Annotated in this window: 21 protein-coding genes; 9 read left to right on the top strand and 12 right to left on the bottom strand. The window is 69.1% G+C overall.

Annotated elements, in window-relative coordinates; genetic code table 11:
* The first annotated feature begins 49 nt into the window (after positions 1-49).
* Together SLV14N_RS14575 and SLV14N_RS14580 are read left to right on the top strand one after the other, a co-directional pair.
* Positions 50-565 carry a VanZ family protein gene (locus tag SLV14N_RS14575; RefSeq protein ID WP_208687876.1) on the top strand — a complete coding sequence of 172 codons (516 nt, stop codon included), beginning with the start codon at positions 50-52 and terminating at the stop codon, positions 563-565.
* Between the two features lie 45 nt (positions 566-610).
* Positions 611-823, top strand: coding sequence for a PspC domain-containing protein (locus SLV14N_RS14580; RefSeq protein ID WP_208681275.1), 213 nt, complete (start codon positions 611-613; stop codon positions 821-823).
* Positions 824-1,012: 189 nt separating this feature from the next.
* On the opposite strand, the gene SLV14N_RS14585 is transcribed toward SLV14N_RS14580, so the two are convergent.
* Both SLV14N_RS14585 and SLV14N_RS14590 read right to left on the bottom strand, forming a co-directional pair.
* Positions 1,013-1,285: a hypothetical protein gene (locus SLV14N_RS14585; protein ID WP_127152735.1), complete on the bottom strand. Its 273-nt coding sequence runs from the start codon at positions 1,283-1,285 to the stop codon at positions 1,013-1,015.
* 141 nt (positions 1,286-1,426) lie between these two features.
* On the bottom strand, positions 1,427-2,587 hold the full coding sequence (locus SLV14N_RS14590) for an adenosine deaminase (protein ID WP_208681276.1): 1,161 nt from the start codon (positions 2,585-2,587) through the stop codon (positions 1,427-1,429).
* Positions 2,588-2,690: 103 nt separating this feature from the next.
* Here SLV14N_RS14590 and SLV14N_RS14595 point away from each other — a divergent pair, with 103 nt between their 5' ends.
* Positions 2,691-3,506: an alpha/beta hydrolase gene (locus tag SLV14N_RS14595; RefSeq protein ID WP_208681277.1), complete on the top strand. Its 816-nt coding sequence runs from the start codon at positions 2,691-2,693 to the stop codon at positions 3,504-3,506.
* A gap of 165 nt (positions 3,507-3,671) precedes the next feature.
* On the opposite strand, the gene SLV14N_RS14600 is transcribed toward SLV14N_RS14595, so the two are convergent.
* Positions 3,672-4,655, bottom strand: coding sequence for a LysR family transcriptional regulator (locus SLV14N_RS14600; RefSeq protein WP_202443589.1), 984 nt, complete (start codon positions 4,653-4,655; stop codon positions 3,672-3,674).
* A gap of 95 nt (positions 4,656-4,750) precedes the next feature.
* Between SLV14N_RS14600 and SLV14N_RS14605 the strand changes: the two genes are divergently transcribed.
* The gene (locus SLV14N_RS14605) at positions 4,751-6,067 is read left to right on the top strand and encodes an MFS transporter (RefSeq protein WP_208681278.1); all 1,317 of its coding nucleotides are present in this window, start codon (positions 4,751-4,753) and stop codon (positions 6,065-6,067) included.
* Positions 6,068-6,137: 70 nt separating this feature from the next.
* On the opposite strand, the gene SLV14N_RS14610 is transcribed toward SLV14N_RS14605, so the two are convergent.
* The 3 genes from SLV14N_RS14610 to SLV14N_RS14620 all read right to left on the bottom strand — a co-directional run bounded on the left by SLV14N_RS14610 (position 6,138) and on the right by SLV14N_RS14620 (position 9,198).
* Positions 6,138-6,731, bottom strand: coding sequence for a Uma2 family endonuclease (locus SLV14N_RS14610; protein ID WP_208681279.1), 594 nt, complete (start codon positions 6,729-6,731; stop codon positions 6,138-6,140).
* 97 nt (positions 6,732-6,828) lie between these two features.
* Complete coding sequence (locus SLV14N_RS14615; RefSeq protein WP_263269558.1) at positions 6,829-8,106, bottom strand: thymidine phosphorylase; 1,278 nt, start codon at positions 8,104-8,106, stop codon at positions 6,829-6,831.
* A 135-nt stretch (positions 8,107-8,241) separates the two neighbouring features.
* A complete protein-coding gene (locus tag SLV14N_RS14620) occupies positions 8,242-9,198 on the bottom strand; it encodes a S41 family peptidase (protein WP_263269560.1) in 957 nt (318 codons plus the stop codon).
* Between the two features lie 231 nt (positions 9,199-9,429).
* Here SLV14N_RS14620 and SLV14N_RS14625 point away from each other — a divergent pair, with 231 nt between their 5' ends.
* Complete coding sequence (locus SLV14N_RS14625; protein ID WP_208681282.1) at positions 9,430-9,729, top strand: DUF6506 family protein; 300 nt, start codon at positions 9,430-9,432, stop codon at positions 9,727-9,729.
* Between the two features lie 122 nt (positions 9,730-9,851).
* Here SLV14N_RS14625 and SLV14N_RS14630 read toward each other — a convergent pair whose 3' ends face one another.
* The 3 genes from SLV14N_RS14630 to SLV14N_RS14640 all read right to left on the bottom strand — a co-directional run bounded on the left by SLV14N_RS14630 (position 9,852) and on the right by SLV14N_RS14640 (position 11,588).
* On the bottom strand, positions 9,852-10,757 hold the full coding sequence (locus SLV14N_RS14630) for an MvdC/MvdD family ATP grasp protein (RefSeq protein ID WP_263269562.1): 906 nt from the start codon (positions 10,755-10,757) through the stop codon (positions 9,852-9,854).
* Positions 10,757-10,999, bottom strand: coding sequence for a hypothetical protein (locus SLV14N_RS14635; protein WP_263269564.1), 243 nt, complete (start codon positions 10,997-10,999; stop codon positions 10,757-10,759). The genes SLV14N_RS14630 and SLV14N_RS14635 overlap by 1 nt, the downstream gene beginning before the upstream one ends.
* A 211-nt stretch (positions 11,000-11,210) precedes the next feature.
* On the bottom strand, positions 11,211-11,588 hold the full coding sequence (locus SLV14N_RS14640; RefSeq protein ID WP_263269565.1) for a hypothetical protein: 378 nt from the start codon (positions 11,586-11,588) through the stop codon (positions 11,211-11,213).
* 488 nt (positions 11,589-12,076) lie between these two features.
* On the opposite strand from SLV14N_RS14640, the gene SLV14N_RS14645 reads away from it, so the two are divergent.
* From SLV14N_RS14645 to SLV14N_RS14660, 4 genes are all read left to right on the top strand, one after another.
* Positions 12,077-12,925: a helix-turn-helix domain-containing protein gene (locus SLV14N_RS14645; RefSeq protein ID WP_263269566.1), complete on the top strand. Its 849-nt coding sequence runs from the start codon at positions 12,077-12,079 to the stop codon at positions 12,923-12,925.
* 15 nt (positions 12,926-12,940) lie between these two features.
* Positions 12,941-13,540, top strand: a complete 600-nt coding sequence (gene cyaB, locus SLV14N_RS14650) for a class IV adenylate cyclase (protein WP_263269568.1) — start codon at positions 12,941-12,943, stop codon at positions 13,538-13,540.
* Entirely contained in the window at positions 13,518-14,045 is a 528-nt protein-coding gene (locus SLV14N_RS14655; RefSeq protein ID WP_336298245.1) for a GNAT family N-acetyltransferase, read from the top strand. The genes cyaB and SLV14N_RS14655 overlap by 23 nt, the downstream gene beginning before the upstream one ends.
* A 123-nt stretch (positions 14,046-14,168) precedes the next feature.
* On the top strand, positions 14,169-14,615 hold the full coding sequence (locus tag SLV14N_RS14660) for a GNAT family N-acetyltransferase (protein WP_263269569.1): 447 nt from the start codon (positions 14,169-14,171) through the stop codon (positions 14,613-14,615).
* A gap of 130 nt (positions 14,616-14,745) precedes the next feature.
* Here the strand turns inward: SLV14N_RS14660 and SLV14N_RS14665 are convergent, their stop codons facing one another.
* Genes SLV14N_RS14665 through SLV14N_RS14675 form a run of 3 tightly spaced genes read right to left on the bottom strand, consistent with a single transcriptional unit; the run spans position 14,746 to position 17,572 of the window.
* Entirely contained in the window at positions 14,746-15,165 is a 420-nt protein-coding gene (locus SLV14N_RS14665) for a cytidine deaminase (RefSeq protein ID WP_263269571.1), read from the bottom strand.
* Positions 15,162-16,442, bottom strand: a complete 1,281-nt coding sequence (locus SLV14N_RS14670) for an ABC transporter permease (RefSeq protein ID WP_208681289.1) — start codon at positions 16,440-16,442, stop codon at positions 15,162-15,164. Before SLV14N_RS14670 ends, SLV14N_RS14665 begins: the two co-directional genes overlap by 4 nt.
* Positions 16,439-17,572 (bottom strand): ABC transporter permease, encoded by a 1,134-nt coding sequence (locus tag SLV14N_RS14675; RefSeq protein ID WP_159489089.1) that lies wholly within the window; start codon positions 17,570-17,572, stop codon positions 16,439-16,441. Before SLV14N_RS14675 ends, SLV14N_RS14670 begins: the two co-directional genes overlap by 4 nt.
* Between the last annotated feature and the right edge of the window lies 1 nt (position 17,573).

The raw sequence follows: 17,573 nt of genomic DNA on the forward strand, positions 1-17,573 counted from the left end.
CCTGGCCTTTGTGCAGCGTCATGGCCCCGGCACCACCGCCGTCCCCCGTATGCGCGTCACCGGACTTCTCCTCCTTGTGGCGCATCTGCTGATCGTCGGCTGGCTGACGTTGCGTCCTCGCACGGTGCCCTGGGTGTCCGCCACGAACCTCGAACCGCTGGCGACGATCCAGGCCGAGCTGGCGACCGGCCCTTCGTGGGACGCCATCCAGCATCTGGGCGGCTCGGTGCTGCTGCTGGCGCCGCTGGGCGTGCTGCTGCCCCTCTCAGCGGGCCGGCTGAACGTTTCTCCGCTGGTGTCCCTGACCCGCACCGTGTTCGCCGGGGCGATGATCGCGCTGGCCATCGAGCTGCTGCAGTCAGGGGTGCCCGGCCGGGTCCCGGACATCGACTCGGTGCTGCTCGGCTCGCTCGGAGTGGCCCTGGCGCACCTGACGGTGGTCCCCGGGGCCAGGCGCCGGCTGCGTCGCCGGTACGGGGATCTCGGGGAGGTAACCCCGAGAATCCCCAGGGTCGGACTGGCCCCGCAGGCTGATGCTCTCTCCGGCAGCCGGACCTACCTTTGAGACATCGGGGCAAACGCCCCACCGAGTCGCAAAGGAGCCCGCATCATGGCCGCCGCACTGGTCCGCCCCCGCAACAACCGAATGATCGCCGGAGTGTGCGCGGGCCTGGCCCGTCGCTTCGGTATGACGCCGACGACGATGCGCGTGCTCTTCGTGGTGTCGTGTCTGCTGCCCGGCCCGCAGTTCCTGGTCTACCTGGCGCTGTGGATATTCCTCCCCTCGGAGGAGAAGGCCGCCACCGGCGCCGCCGCCTGGTGACCGCGCCGCCCGGCAGGCCACCCCGCAGGCTGCCCGGCAGGCCACCCCGCAGCCCGGCGCGGCTGTCGAACCGGCCCCGCGCCGCCCGGTTTCCCGCCGGCACACGACGATGCCCCGGCCGTACGCACGAGGCGTTCGGCCGGGGCACGGCGCATGACGCGTCCCTAGGGGACGAGCCGCGTGGCGGGATCAGCCACCCAGGGGGAGGGTCTTGGTGACGGCGTTGGTCGGCAGGCCGCCCAGCAGCTTGTTGCCCTGGGAGTTGACCTTGGTCTTGACGTCGTTGCCGGTCGCCTTGGCCTTGGTGAGCCCGGAGACGGTCTTGGTGGCGTCCTTCACCGGCAGGCTCTTCAGCACCCCGGTGGTGTCGAGCGGGGCCGCGCTGGCGACGCCCGCGGCGGTGACGGCGAAAGCGGCACCGAGCGCGACGGTACCGAGAGTCTTGATGGTTCCCTGCTTCATCGAATTACGTCCTCATGATGGGGGCTTGACCGGCAAATCAACCTACTGAGGCGGCAACCGGCCCCGCAAACAGCCACGACGAAAGAAAAAACGGCCGGTGGACATTCCACCGGCCGTTGCGCTATAGGCTCGCGCCACCCCTTACGCAGGGTCAGAAGGACTGCTCACAGGGGACGTTGTGGTCCCCGGACGGAACAGCCATTCGGCCCGGAGTTCCGCGTAACCGGGCTTGATGACGTCATTGATCATGGCCAGACGTTCATCGAAAGGAATGAACGCTGATTTCATCGCATTGACTGTAAACCACTGCATGTCATCGAGCGTGTATCGAAATGTCTTGACCAGGTGCTCGAATTCCTCGGACATGCTCGTGTGACTCATCAGCCGGTTGTCGGTGTTGACCGTGAGCCGGAACTGCAGCCGGCGCAGCAGGCCGATGGGGTGCTCGGCGTAGGAGGGGGCGGCGCCGGTCTGGAGGTTGGAGGTCGGGCACATCTCCAGCGGGATGCGCTTGTCCCGCACGTACGAGGCGAGCCGGCCGAGCTTGACCGAGCCGTCGTCGGCGACCTCGATGTCGTCGATGATCCGGACGCCGTGGCCGAGGCGGTCGGCGCCGCACCACTGGAGGGCCTGCCAGATCGACGGCAGACCGAAGGCCTCACCGGCGTGGATGGTGAAGTGGTTGTTCTCCCGCTTGAGGTACTCGAAGGCGTCGAGGTGGCGGGTGGGCGGGTAGCCGGCTTCGGCGCCCGCGATGTCGAAGCCGACGACGCCGGTGTCCCGGTAGCGGTTGGCGAGTTCGGCGATCTCCAGGGCGCGGGCGGCGTGCCGCATGGCGGTGAGCAGCGCCCCGACGCGGATGCGGTGGCCGTTCTCGCGGGCCCGGCGCTCGCCCTCGCGGAAGCCCTCGTTGACCGCCTCGACGACCTCTTCGAGGGTCAGACCCTGCTCCAGGTGCTGCTCGGGCGCGTACCTGACCTCGGCGTAGACCACACCGTCGGCGGCCAGGTCCTCGGCGCACTCGGCGGCCACCCGGGCCAGTGCGTCGCGGGTCTGCATGACGGCGCAGGTGTGGGCGAAGGTCTCCAGGTAGCGCTCGAGCGAGCCGGAGTCACTGGCCTCACGGAACCAGATCCCGAGCTTGTCCGGGTCGGTTTCGGGCAGTCCCTCGTAGCCGTTCTCACGGGCCAGCTCGACGACGGTGGCGGGGCGCAGGCCGCCGTCGAGGTGATCGTGGAGCAGCACCTTGGGGGCGCGGCGGATCTGTTCACTGGTCGGCTGGGTGGTGGTCTCGCTCGTCATCTCGGCACTCTAGCCCCTACGCGCGTAGATCTCATCGAACGATACGCAACAGTGACCCGTCCACGGGGTGGCGGGCACGCCTCCTTCTGCCATCGTTCTGGTCATGGCTCAGCAAGCGCTGCCGGTGCGTGAGGCCCGGCTGGGAAAACCGCTGGGAACGGCCGGCAAGGAAGGGGCACGGGAAGCGCTCCGGTGGAGGGGCGGCCGGCGCGGCACCGGCCGGGAGGTGAGCGGGGTCGCGCTTTTACTGCCCGGTGGCGGACCGACCGGCGTGCGGCGCCCGTCGCCGGTGGCGGCACTGGCGGTGCGCCCACTGGCGGTCCGGCTGGCGAAGGCGGGACGCCCTGAAGGTCTGACGGCCCATGTCGTGCGCTACCGCTGCAGCGGCTGGAACGGGACCGAGGCCCATCCGGCGCGGGACGCGGACTGGGCCCTGGAGGAGGTGGTCCGCCGCTACGGCGATGTCCCGGTCTGCCTCGTGGGTACGGGCATGGGCGCCCGCGCCGCCCTGCACGCCGCGGGGCACCCCGCCGTCAACTCCGTGCTGGCAATCGCCCCTTGGCTGCCCGACCCGCACCCGGACGGCGCACCGCCCGATCCGGTGAAACAGCTCATCGGCCGGCAGGTCCTGCTCATCCACGGCACCAACGACGAGCGCACCGACCCGGATCTGTCGTACCGCTATGCCGAGCGCGCCAAGAAGGTCAACCGCGACATCTGCCGCTTCGAGGTGCACTCCGACGGCCATTCGCTGCATCAGCACCGTGCCGAAGTCCTCGCCCTGGCCGCCGACTTCATGCTCGGCTCGCTGTTCGCCCGGGGCTATGCCAGACCGGTGAAGGACGCACTGGCCGCACCGCCGCCGCTGGGCCTGCGGATGCCGCTGGCAGCGGGCTTCGGGGCGTCACTGCGGCACTGAACGCAGCGGGCCCCGGCACCACCGTCCTCCGGCGGCGGGCGCCGGGCATCGCTGCCGCCCCGACCGCCGCAGGCCCCGGCCAGTCGCGCCCGTCACCTGGCCGCGGGCCGGTCGGGGCCTCACCGCGGCACTGAACACACCATGGGCCCCATGCGACGGCGATCGTCACCTGGGCAGCAGCCGCCCCCGCCGGCTCAGCAGGAACTTCTTGAACGCGGCCACCGGCGGGGTGTCCGGATGGCCGTCCAGCCAGGCGACGCCGATCTCGCGGACCGCGCGCGGTGCCGTCACGGTCAGCTCGGCGACGCCGGGGCGGGGGACGGCCGGCGGCGGCAGCAGGGCCACGCCCAGCCCGGCCGCGACCAGTCCGCGCAGCGTCTCGGCCTCCTCCCCCTCGAACGCGACCCTCGGCGTGAAACCCGCCTCGGCGCACAGCGCGTCGGTGATCCGGCGCAGCCCGTAGCCCGGTTCGAGGGTCACGAACAGTTCGCCGGCGGCCTCCGCGAGCCGGATCCGCTTGCGGGCGGCCAGCGGATGGTCGTCCGGGACGACCAGGCGCAGCTTCTGCTCGTCGAGCCGCCGGGCGACCAGGTCCGGGTAGTCGGGCACCGGCGAGGTCAGACACAGATCGAGATCGCCGGCCCGCAGCCGCTCGATCATGGCCTCGCCGTAGTTCTGGACGAGCTGGAAGCGGACGCGCGGATGGTCGGCGCGGAAGCTGCGGATCAGACCGGGCACGGTCTCCGACCCGAGGGTGTGCAGAAAGCCGAACGCCACCTTCCCGGCCGCGGGGTCGACATCGGCCCGTACGGACTCCGTCGCCCGCTCCAGGTCCGTGAGCGCCCGTTCGGTGGAGGCGAGGAAGGCGCGGCCCGCCGGGGTGAGGGAGAGGGTGCGGCCGTGCCGGGCGAAGAGGGCGACGCCGAGGTCCTCCTCCAGGCGGACGATGGCCCGGCTGAGCGTCGGCTGCGGCATCCCGAGCTCCTGCGCGGCGCGGGTGACGTGTTCGTGCCGGGCGACGGCGGTGAACTGGGCGAGCCGCGGGGCGAGGGTCACCGCCCACGAGTCGGCGCCGAGTTCGGCCACCTCCCCCGTGTCCACCCCGGCCCGGCCCGAACCGGCGGTGTCTTTTCTGTTGCGACCTTGCAACAGCGGCCCTTGCGACCTGCGATCATGTGCCACAGCATCGATTATGCCGTTTCCATGCATTGGACGCATGAAACACAGAGGCTTACTTTCGAAACATGCCTCCCGCTGATACCGGGGCGTCCGTCACCGACCGTGCGGCCGCCTCTCCCCAGTCGTCCCCTGACTCCTCTACCGCCGCCGCGCCCGACCCCGAAGCGGGCAAGCTGCGGCCGGGCGGCCCCGGCTACCGCCGGATGAGCTTCGCCCTCTTCGCCGCCGGAGTGGCCACTTTCGCCCTCCTCTACTCCACGCAGGCGCTGCTGCCCGCGATCTCCGGTGACCTCGGGGTGAGTCCGGACCAGGCGAGCTGGACCGTATCCGCGGCGACCTTCGGCCTGGCGCTCGGCGTGATCCCGCTGAGCGCGGTCTCCGAGCGCTTCGGCCGGCGCACGCTGATGACGGTGTCCCTCTCGGTGGCCGCGCTGATCGCGATGCTGGTGCCGTTCGCCCCGTCGCTCGGTGCGCTGATCGCGCTGCGCGGCATCCAGGGCGTCGCACTCGCCGGACTGCCGGCCTCCGCGATGGCCTTCCTGGCCGAGGAGGTGCGCGCCAAGGCGCTGGTGGCGGCCATCGGGCTGTTCGTGGCGGGCAACAGCATCGGCGGGATGTCCGGCCGGATCGTGACCGGCTGGGTCGCCCAGGCCTGGGGCTGGCGGGCGGCGCTCGCCGCGGTGGGTGTGCTGGCTGTCGTGTGCGCGGTGACGTTCCGGCTGCTGGTCCCCAAGGCCCGGCATTTCGCGCCCCGTTCGGTGGGCCCGCGGGCCCTGGCCCGTACGCTCGGCAACCACCTCGCCGACCCTCTGCTCCGCCGTCTCTACGCCATCGGCGGGCTGTTCATGACGGTCTTCGGCGCGGTCTACACGGTCATCGGCTACCGCCTGGTCTCCGAGCCGTTCAACCTCCCGCAGGGCATTGTCGGTTCGATCTTCGTGGTCTACCTGGTCGGTACGGTCTCCTCGGCCGCGGCCGGCCAGCTGGTCGCCCGGGTGGGCCGCCGCGGCGCCCTGTACCTGGCCGTCGGCACCACCTCGACGGGTCTGCTGCTCTCCCTCGCCGACTCCGTCGCCGCGGTGCTGGCCGGCCTCATCCTGATCACCGCGGGCTTCTTCGCGGGCCACGCCGTTGCCTCGTCCTCGGTGAGCCGCACCGCCAAGACGGCGCGCGCCCAGGCGTCGGCGCTGTACCAGTGCGCGTACTACGTCGGCAGCAGCCTGGGCGGCGCGCTCGGCGCCGCTGCCTTCCACGCCGTCGGCTGGGAGGGCACCGTCCTCCTCGGCCTCGCCGCGATGCTCGGCGCCGCCTCGATCACCCTCTACGCCACCCGCAAGGCCGTGGCCGAACGCCGCCTCCTCCACCTGGAAAAGGCCGCGTAGCCACCCTCAGTCCGAAGGGCCCGCCCTGCCACCTGTCCTGGTGGGGCGGGCTCTTCGTCGTTGTTCGTCGTCAGTCGACGGGGAAGATGCCCGTGTCCAGGGTGAGACCGAAGGGTGCGGGAAGCACCAGCTCATCGCCGAACTTCACGGCCTGGAGCACACGATAGACATCGCCCGTTGGCTCGCCGTAGAGCGTGATAGCCGGACCGGCGGGAGCCCATCGGTCGACCAGCAGATAGAGCGGGACGCCAGCTCGTGCGTACCCCGCCGCCTTCGCGATCCGGTCGTTGCTCGCGTTGGACTTCGAGGTGACTTCGACGATCAGCTTTGCTTCGGATGCCTGGACGTATTCACCGGACTTGTCGAGCACAACATCATCCGGCACCACGGCGAGGTCCGGGATATACAGGCCCTTGCGGAGCGGAATCCCCGTGCCGAGGGTCTGGTAGACGTCCCAGTCCTCCGGGAGCACGGAGTACAGACGACGCTGGACCTTCACAGCGATGAAGTTGTGGATGTTGTCGGGCGGCGGCGACATGGTGACGATCCCCTCGATGATCTCCACCTTCCAGCCCTCGGGTGCGTCCGCCTGCTCCCAGATACGGACGAGGTCGTCCCACTCGGAGCTGTTACCCGAGGTGTGGTCGACGGTGAGTGCGCTCATGGCGGTCTCCTCTATCGGTACGTCACCGATCCCAGCATGCCGAACGGGACCGGCACAGGTCCACCGATCCCGTTCACCCATACGAGAAAACCCCAGGTCAGGCGATACGTTCCAGCACCACCGGAGTGGTGGCGAAGGCCGCGCCCTCGGGGCCGACGAGTACGCCGCCGTCCAGGGCCTCCAGGGCGTAGGGGAACTTCTCCGGGGTGTCGGTGTGCAGGGTCAGCAGGGGCTGGCCCGCGGTGACGGTGTCCCCGGGCTTGGCGTGCAGCTCCACACCCGCGCCGGCCTGGACCGGGTCCTCCTTACGGGCGCGGCCGGCGCCCAGGCGCCAGGCGGCGAGGCCGACGGCGTAGGCGTCGAGGGTGGTGAGGATGCCGGAGGAAGAGGCGGTGACGACATGCTGTTCGCGGGCCACGGGGAGGGCCGCGTCGGGGTCGCCGCCCTGGGCGCTGATCATGCGGCGCCAGTGGTCCATGGCGGAGCCGTCGGCCAGCGCCTTGGCCGGGTCGGCGTCCTTGAGGCCGGCCGCGTCGAGCATCTCGCGGGCCAGCGCCAGGGTCAGCTCGACGACGTCCTGCGGGCCACCACCGGCCAATACCTCGACGGATTCCCGGACTTCGAGGGCGTTGCCGGCGGTCAGGCCGAGCGGGGTGGCCATGTCGGTGAGCAGCGCGACGGTCCTCACCCCGTGGTCGGTGCCCAACTCGACCATCGTGGAGGCCAGTTCGCGGGCGTTGTCGAGGTCCTTCATGAAGGCGCCGGAGCCGACCTTGACGTCCAGGACGAGGGAACCGGTGCCCTCGGCGATCTTCTTGGACATGATCGAGGAGGCGATGAGGGGGATCGACTCGACGGTGCCGGTGACATCGCGAAGCGCGTAGAGCTTCTTGTCGGCGGGCGCGAGGCCATCACCCGCGGCACAGATCACGGAGCCGACGTCGCGCAGGACGTTCAGCATCTCCTCGTTGGAGAGCGTCGCGCGCCAGCCCGGGATGGCTTCGAGCTTGTCGAGGGTGCCACCGGTGTGGCCGAGGCCCCGGCCGGAGAGCTGCGGGACGGCGGCACCGCAGGCGGCGACGAGCGGGGCGAGCGGCAGAGTGATCTTGTCACCGACGCCACCGGTGGAGTGCTTGTCGGCGGTGGGGCGGGGCAGGGAGGAGAAGTCCATCCGCTCGCCGGAGGCGATCATCGCGGCCGTCCAGCGGGCGATCTCCGTGCGGTTCATACCGTTGAGGAAGATCGCCATCGCCAGGGACGACATCTGCTCATGGGCGACCTCGCCGCGGGTGTAGGCGTCGATGACCCAGTCGATCTGATCGGGGGTCAGCTCACCGCGGTCGCGCTTGGTGCGGATGACGGAGATGGCGTCCATGGACGGTTCCTTTCGAACGGGTAGGTACGTTCTACACGCATAGATGCCGGGGTGGCCAGGGAGGGCCGGGGGTCGGTCACCCACGGGCGGTGCGCGTCCCTTGACGCCCCGGAGCAGTCGGCCCGGCTGACGGCCTCATCCGTTCGCCCGGTTCCCCCCTGGGGACGGGGTCCGGACGGACCGTAGCCACACCACGGCGTCGGTGAGCGCGTCGGCGTCCCCGGGCGTGGGCCGGTCCGGGGCGATGGGCGCGTTGCCGTAGAGGCGGCCGGTCCGATCGGCCTCGCGGGCCACCGTGAGAACGAGAACGGCGCCATCGGTCAGGTCGATGGCGGCGTTCCCGGTCGCCAGTCCGGCAGTGGGCGCCCCGAAGGTCCGTACCCGCGGCATGCCGAGGAACGCGATGAGGGTGGCTTCTCCGGCGCTCATGGTCCTTCCGTCGATGAGGACCGCGACGGGCGGCTCGGGTTCGGCCAGCGGATACGGGTGGGGGGCCGCCGAGAGCGCCTCGTCGTCCACGTACACCACACCGTCCCGGAGCAGCCAGCGTCCGGACACCTCGCCCGCGGCGTCGACGAAGGATCCCAGGTGCCCGTGTCCGAGCAGCGGAGCGAGCACCGTGAGCATGGGGTACATCGAGCCGCCGGTATTGCCGCGCAGGTCCACGACCCAGCCCTTCGGGTGGTGACGGTCCAGGTCGCGTACGGCGGCGGCCCCTTCTCGTATGTACCGCCCCTCCGCCTCCATTCCCCCGTCGGCCTCCGGGACGATGAGGTGCGCGAAACCCCCGCCGATCAGGCGCCCGGTGGGCACGGGCCCGGCCGGCGCGGCCTCCTGGTCGCGCACCTCCTCGGCGTCCTGAGGGCGGAGGAAGAAGGTGTGCGGATCCCCCAGCAGGTCGAGCACAGCGTCAATGGCCCCGTAGGCCTGTTCCGTCGCGGTCGCGTCCGCGATCTGCGCCTCCGCATCCCGCCGTACCCGCGCCCAGTCCAACCGGTCGCGGTTGAGCGCGTGTTCCTCCAGCAGATCCAGAACGGCCTCCAGGTAGTCCCGCGCCGGTGACGTTTCCCCGGACGGAGCCACTACGGACATTTCACCCATTTCACTAGCCCCCTGTTTCGGACAAGATCCCGCGGTCTTCGACGCGTCGGAGCCAGGGCCTGTCGGACGGTCACGCGCGAGTGTGGTCGGCGTTGTTGTGCGCGGACGGTGCGGGCCTCCGCTGTGCGGCGCGGATCACTCACGGATCATCTCCGATCCAGGCCATTTCCGCCCCAATTCTGCTTGGCTGGTGGCCCGGACGATCACAGGAGGTCGATACGCATGGCGCTCACGCACTGGGGGTTCATCTACACGGCGGACGGCAGCGCGGCAGGTGGCGATGTCAGCGCCGTGGACACGGGTACGTGCCGCAGTGTGTTCGTCGGGGTGGAGAAGCCCGAGGAGGGCATCGAGGTCGCGCGCCGCCTGGTGGCTGAGGGGGTGCAACTCATCGAATTGTGCGGGGGGTTCGGCCCAGTATGGGCCGGGCGTGTCATCGAGGCGATCGACGGCGCGGTCCCCGTGGGCGTGGTGGGCTACGGGCCCGAAGCGGTCGATCAGGTGCACACGATTTTCTCCTGACGTGTGCCGCCTCCTTCCCTCCGAAGGAGGCGGCCCGGGGCCCTCGTAGGGCAGGCCGCGCGCACTTCCCCACGCTGTCAGCATCGTCGCCGCACTCAGGCGGGCCCAGGGGGTGTCTCCCCCTAGATCGTCCAGCGGTGGACCCGGCCGTCCGGCGCCGTATAGGTCACGGTCTGCTCAGCCGGGGTCGCTTCGATGCTGAACCACTCACGTCGTGGCCGGTGGAGCTGCCGCCATCGCCGATGGGCCGCCTCGATCGGCGTCCACAGGTCGTGCGGTCCGGTGGAGGTCACCAGCGGCGTCCCCTCAGCCATGTCCTCGATACGAGTGGCTGAGCCGCCCGCAGGGTCGTACAGCGTCGTGACGTGCAGGCCGTCGTCGCTCCGGCCGTACGTGCGGATGAGACCGCGGGGCATGTGGAGCTGGGCGAAGAACGAGAACGTCCAGTCATCCAGCACCCGCCCGGAGAGCCCGGCATCACGACATGGGCGGTCGGGGATTTCGGGCACCTGCCCCTCAGCTTCGGTGCCGGTCTTGAGCGGCATGAAGGCGGCGGGTGTGTGCAGGATGCGGCCGGCCGCCGTGCCGTCCGGCAGCTTCGTGAGCCGGGCGATCATTCCGCCGGCGAGCGTGCCTTTGAGGGGGACGACCAGGATGCCGCCGACGCGGCAACGTTCCAACCAGGAGGGTGGGATGCGTCGTACGGAGGCCGTGGCGATGCCCCAACGGGCCTCGGTCTCCGCAACCTTGCGAGCTTCGCCGGCCATCTGCTCAGGAAACTTCGGGCGGGTCGGGCGACGGTAGTAGACGGAGCGTACCGAGGCGAGGTCGAGCGTGCGGCGGTCGTGGGCCAGCGTGCCGTGCCAGCGGTTCCCGCTGAGGCTCGCGGCAAGCGTGAGCCTCAGCGGGAACTCGGCCATATCGGCCCGGAAGACGGGCACGGCGCGCCGGTTCAGCTCCTCAACCATCAGATCACAGGTCGGGTCGAAGCGACCCGCCAGGATGAGAACGTGTCCGGCGCCTGTCATCAGTCGTCGCTCGGTCCGGGGTCGTCCGGCGCGTCCATCTGGCCCGTGGGCGCCGTCGGCCCGTAGGTCTTCGGCGGGTTCTTGGTCATGTAGACGCCCGGCGGCAGATTCTCGTGGACGCCGGTCTGGGACTCCTCGTCGTACTCGACATCGCTCGGCAGAATGCCGCCCGTGGCCGGGACGGGCGTGAGGAACCGGAACGCGAACGGCGCCGGTCCCTCGTGGTCCGACAGCTCCGGCATGGACGCGGCCCCGTCGGTGCTCAGCGGGAGCCGTAGGTCCGGGGCGTCGATTAATGGCTTGGCAGGCGGGCGCTCGTCAACTGTGGTGGGCATTACCTTCCCTTCTCTTCGATGTCTCTCGGTGGGTGGATTTCGGTGGTGGGGTGGGCGGACTTCAATGGATGAACTTCGGTGCGCAGCCGTGACGGCACGCCCGCACACCGTGCCCGGATCATCCGAACGCCTCTGCCGGAAGCTGTAGCCCGCTGCCCTCGTCATTGATGTCCTGGTCACCGGGGCCTTCATCGGCCTTGGGGCCGTCATCGTCCGGCACGGGCAGGCGCGCACCTCGGCTCTCCGCGACCCGACGTACGTTGGCGAGGGAGCTGGCCAATTCCAGGGCCAGCAGGTGGATTTCGCCTGGTGTCCACGCCCGGCCCGCGAGGATGCGGTGCGCCTCTTCGCCGAGTTCGGCTGCGGAGTCGAGCTGCGCCTCCTCCATCTCGTCGGCGAGCCGGGATACGTAGCCGTTCCCATCGCCTGCGAGGAAGCACGGCTTCCCGTCCGGGCTCGACCAGGGCAGGAGCCGGATGGTGTCGGTTGGACTCATCAGCCTGCCGCCTTGAGGCCGTGCAGCCAGCGCGGGCCGGCTTCAGTGCCGTATGTCGCGAACAACGGCCCCCGTCGCCGCCCGTACTCCAACCGCCGTTTCTGCCACTCCTCCGCAGTGAGGGCGTACGGCCGGATAAGGGCCGCGTCCTCGCCCCGCAACAGCTCCTCCCTTCCGCCGGGCACACGGGCAAGCACCAGGGTCTGCGCATCCCTACACCTAACGGTGGGCAGACAGTCGAAGGACCGGTGACGCCCTCGTGCGGGCAGTAACAGCCGCAGCAGCGGTGCGACCAGTCTCGCGATATTTTGGGTCACGTCGTCAACCTCCCGGGGTTGATGGCCAAGCCCCCGGGCCGTCGCCACGGCCGCGGGGGTCTGTCGTACTCGTCTGGTCATGATTCAGCGAAGGACGGCATGGGCCCATATCCGAGCGGTAATCTCACCGTGGGATGGCTCTTCATCCCACCGCGATACCGGGGGAGGATCATGCCGACGGCACTCGTACCGATCGAATTGCCCGAGTGGGCATGGCAGCGGGCGGAAATCCGCGAAGCCCTACGAGATCGCAACATGGGTGCGGTGTTCCGCCGCGTCCAGCAATACGGCGGTGCGAGCCAGTCCAGGATTGCTATGGCCGTAGCCATGACACAGGCTCGGGTGAACGAGGTCATCAACGGACGACGAGAGATCACGCGCCTTGACGTATTCGAGCGGATCGCGGACGGGCTGAACATGCCTGACTGCGCCCGGCATTTGCTCGGCCTCGCATCGGCGCGCGACACGCGCAGCGGCGGGCAGGCGTTCGATCTGGCCGCCTTTCCGGAAGTCGTCCGGGTGTACGCCACTCAAGCCGCCGCATCCCAAGACATCCGTCAACTTGCCGCGTCGGCTCGACAGGTCGATGTCCTTGCCGTACGCGGACTCGGCCTTGTCGGCCTGAAGGATTCCCTACTTCGACCGTCACTTACTCGACCGGAAGGGCAGGCGCCGCAACTTCGCGTTTTGCTGCTTGATCCTGAATCGACCGCCCTTACCGTGCGCGCGGCGGAAATCGGGGAATCGGCCGAATCGCTCTCCGGGGGCGTCAAGCTGGCCGAGGCTCGATTGCGCGAGCTGTCGAGCGATTGCGACCTGCAAGTATATCGCTATCAAATTCGCCCAACATGGCGCATTATCAGGCTGGACGAAACTCTGTTTGTCTCAGCCTTCGATTCCGGCTGGGAAGGGCATGAATCGGCTACGTACAGGATCATGGAGACCCCACACGGCCCGCTGCATCGAGGGTTTCAGCGAATGTTCGCATCCATGATTGAAACAGGAGTCCGTACCGTCTGAACGGAGGATCGTGCGTTGATCGAGGCAGAGCTAAAAGCGCGTGTCCATGACCCTGAGTACGTCATGGGGAAGCTTGAACGCATGGCGGAGGGGCGGGTCGAGGTCTATCAGGACACCTACTATGACGACCAGTCGGGGAGTATCGCCGCGCGAGATCAAGAATTGCGAGTCCGTACGATCCACGGGCCCACCTCGACACACTCTGTTCTTACGTACAAGTGCCCCCGGGTTGATTCGGAGTCCGGATCGAAGCCAGAACACGAGACGCGTGTGGACAACCCGGAGGCCGTTCACGCCATGTTGCGCGGACTCAGATATGTGCCGGCAATCGCATTCCAGAAGCAGTGCAGGAACTACGAGTTCACGACGCGTGGGCGCAGCATGCTCGCCACACTGGTCCAGGTTCCGGAGATCGAAGGAACCTTTCTGGAAGTAGAGACCATGGTCCCGGAAGAGAAGGAACTCTCATCAGCGCTTGACGACGTCCGGTCTGTCATGAGTGAACTCGGAATCGGCGTAGACGACTTCACGACAGAACTCTACACAGACGCAGTAGTGGCCCGGCGCGCCAGAGAGGAAGCCTCAATTGACCGTGTCAGAAACGATCACCGTTGAGGCCTTGGACGGCCCCGCCGCCGCGCGGGCCGAGCCCGCGTTCAGGCGTGTCTACGCCGAGGTGTTCGCTGAGGAACCGTACGAGGAAACCCCGGAATCGGTGGAGGCGACCTTTCGCCGATTTCGCTCCCAGGTCCGCAAGTCCACCTTCCGTGCCGCTTTTGCCCGTACTGGCGAGGGTGAACCGGTCGGCATCGCGTACGGCTATCCGCTCAGCGCCAAGACCGACTGGTGGGACCGGATGAACACTCCCGTCTCGGATGAACTCAGACGGGAGGATGGCCAACGCACCTTCGGTCTCATGGAGTTCGCGGTGCGGGCGCCCTGGCGCCGCCTCGGAGTCGGTCGGCGGCTTCAAGAGGCGGTACTGGCAGAAGGCAACGAAGAGCGCGTACTGCTCAATTCGCTACCAGAAGCCGAGGCAGCTCAAGCGGCCTATCGATCCTGGGGATACCGCAAGGTGGGTCAGGCTCACCCCTGGGAAGCGCGCCTCTCCTTGATGTGATGGTCCGCCAGCTCCGTTAGGCGTGCGCGCACCGCTGTGTAGCGGTTAGCGCGGCCGGCATCGGTGGTTCGGGGCGCGGTAAACGGAGTTGACGTGCGGAAGGGACTCGGGTCTTCTGCTGCAATGGCGGATCTTCGTATTCAGCAGCCGGAGGGCGACGACGCCCTCAAGGACTGGCAGTACGTCCACAACACGATCATTCCTACCCATCTGCTTTCGCTGGAGGAGGTGCGGGAGCGGGCACAGCAGCACCACTTGGAGGTCGCGTATGCCGGTGACGAACTCATCGGATGCAGCACGGTGCGCCCGCCTGCCGATGACACGCTGACGGTGACCGTGATCGCCCGCGTGCTCGAAGCTCATCGTGGTCAGGGGTTCGGGGAGGAGCTCTATGCGCGCGGGCTCAGCCGGGCGCGGGAGCTGGGTGCCGAAGTGATCGAGACCGTGGTCCTGTCCTCCAACGAGGACGGGCTGCGATTCGCGCGGAAGCACGGGTTTGTCGAGACCGAGCGCTATCTGTTGCCGGGGGACAGCATTCCCTGGATCGACCTGCGTCTTGCCCGGTCCTGACGCCTCTGGCTGCGCATTGCCCGGTCCTGACGCTTCGGGAGCGTTCGGGCCTTCCAGCGGGGCGACGGTCGAGCAGGTGGTGCCGGGGGCGGTGGGTGGCGGGGATGGAGCCACTGCCCACCGCTCCCCGTCACCCCCTCAAATGCCCCGCCCCGAACGCGTCCGGAAGCAGCTCCGACAGCGGCCGAACGCCCGCAGCCGTGTCGACCAGAAGCTCCGGACCGCCGTGTTCCCACAGGAGTTGGCGGCAGCGGCCGCAGGGGACGAGCAGGTCGCCCGCCCCGTCCACGCAGGTGAAGGCGGTCAGCCGCGGGGCGGGGCCGCCGTTGTCGGCCCGGCCCGCGAACAGTTCTGAGACCAGGCCGCATTCGGCGCAGAGGGAGAGGCCGTAGGAGGCGTTCTCCACATTGCAGCCGGTGATGGTGCGGCCGTCGTCCACCAGGGCGGCGGCGCCTACGGGGTAGCCGGAATACGGGGCGTAGGCCCGGGACATCGCGTCCCGGGCCTGCGCGCGCAGTGCGGTCCAGTCGACCGGCACCGGTGGTGTCATGTGCCTTGTCCTCGGCGGTAGGGCTTGCCGTTCGCCTTCGGCGGCCGCAGCCGCTGGGAGAAGAGGGCGAGTACCAGCAGGGTGGCGATGTAGGGGCTCGCCTCGACCAGTTCGAGCGGAACGGTGTCGGCCAGGGCGTACCAGATGACCAGGACGGCGGCGGCTATGCCGGCGACCACGGCCTGGGTGCGCTTGGCGGCTCGCAGACGGAACAGGGCGAGGACGGCGAGGAGTGCGGCCAGGCCCAGCAGCAGGGCGTGGACGGTCGGGCCGCCGCTGCGCAGCTGCATGGCGTCCATGAAGCCGAACAGGCCCGCGCCCATCGCGACGCCGCCCGGCCGCCAGTTGCCGAAGATCATCGTGGCGAGACCGATGTAGCCTCGGCCGCCGGTCTGGCCGTCCTGGTAGAAGTGCACCCCGATGGAGAGGAAGGCACCGCCGAGGCCGGCCAGGGCTCCGGAGACCAGCACCGCCGCGTACTTGTACGAGTAGACGTTGACGCCCAGGGTCTCGGCCGAGATGGGGGCCTCGCCGCAGGAGCGCAGCCGCAGTCCGAACGAGGAGCGCCAGAGCACGTAGAAGGTGCCGACGAACAGGGCGATGGTGAGCAGGGTCAGCCAGGAGACGTTGGTGACCGCCGCGCCGAGGATGCCGGCGACGTCGGAGACCAGGAACCAGTGGTGGCCCTCCAGGGAGTTCAGCCAGTCGGACAGGCCGGGGACGGTGAACGTCGGCATGTCGGGCATCGGCGGGGACTGCTTGTCGTTGCCGCCGGCCGCCATGGCCGCGCTGCCCTCCTGGCCGAACCACAGCGTGGCCAGGTACTGGGTGGCACCGAGCGCCAGGATGTTGACCGCGACACCGGAGACGATGTGGTCGACGCCGAAGGTCACGGTGGCGACGGCGTGGATCAGACCGCCGAGCGCGCCGCCGATGATGCCGGCCGCGGCGGCCGCCCAGGGGCCGTGCTGCCAGCCGACCCAGCCGGCCGCGAACGAGCCGAGCATCATCATGCCTTCGAGGCCGATGTTGACCACGCCGGCCCGCTCGGACCACAGTCCGCCCAGGCCCGCCAGGCCGATCGGCACGGCGGCGCTCAGTGCGGCGCCGAACTGGCCGGTGGAGGTGAGGTCCGCGGTGCCGGTGATGGCCCGGAGGGCGGAGACGGCGACCAGGCCGATGGCGATGATCAGCAGGATCCAGGGGTAAGTCAGCTTGCGCCGGCCCCCCTTCCCGGGGACCGCGAGCTTCGTCGCGGTCTTGAGGTCCGTACTCACGCCGACACCTCCGGCTTGTCGCTCTTGTCAGAGTTTGTCGTGCGGGACAAAACGGCCAGCTCCTCGCCGACCTTGCGCTGCTGCAGGTTCAGCCCGTAGCGGCGCACGATCTCGTAGGCGATGACCACGCACAGGACGATGACGCCCTGGATGACGCCGACGATTTCCTGGGCGTACCCCTCGAACTCCAGCCGGGAGCCGGTGCGGTCGAGGAAGGCCCACAGCAGGGCGCCGAAGGCCATGCCGATGGGGTGGTTGCGGCCGAGCAGCGCGATGGCGATACCGGTGAAGCCGATACCGGCCGGGAAGTCCGTGCCGTACTGGAAGGACTCGCCGAGCAGGGTCGGCATGCCGACCAGACCGGCCGCGGCGCCGGACAGCAGCATGCTGCTGATGACCATGCGCTTGACGCTGACGCCGCTGGCCTCGGCGGCCGGCTCGGAGGCGCCCACGGCGCGCAGGTCGAAGCCGAAGCGGGTGCGGTTGATCCCGAACCAGTACAGCGCACCGGCCAGGATCGCGATCACCACGAAGCCGTATACGGGCTTGGGGTGGGTCGGGAAGGAGAAGAAGTGGCTGGATTCCGGCAGGAACTTGGTGTGGAGGAGGTTGCCGTCCTTGATGGCGAGGCGGCCGTCCTGCAGGAAGTAGCCGATGATCGACGCGGCGATGGCGTTCAGCATGATCGTAGTGATCACTTCGCTGACGCCGCGGGTGGTCTTGAGGAGACCGGCGATACCGGACCAGATCGCGCCGACCAGCATCGCGATGACGATGAGGAGGATGATCTGGATCGCACCGGGGAGGGCGATGGCGCCGCCGACCGCGGCGGCCGCGAAGGCCGCCAGGCGGTACTGGCCGTCGACGCCGATGTTGAAGAGGTTCATGCGGAAGCCGATGGCGACCGCCAGCGCCGAAAGGTAGTACGGCACCGCCTTGTTGATGATCCAGACCTGGCTGTCGCTGTAGTGACCGTAATCGGCCATGATCCCGTAGGCGCGGAAGGGGTTCTCCCCCGACGCCAGGAAGACCAGGGACGAGATCACTATCGCGGCGACGATGGCCAGGACGGGCGCGGCGATCGCCAGGATCACCTTGTCGCGGGTGGCGCTCTTGGCGATGGCGTCCACG

This window comes from Streptomyces sp. Je 1-4 4N24 (assembly GCF_026239515.1).
Taxonomy (GTDB): domain Bacteria; phylum Actinomycetota; class Actinomycetes; order Streptomycetales; family Streptomycetaceae; genus Streptomyces; species Streptomyces nigrescens.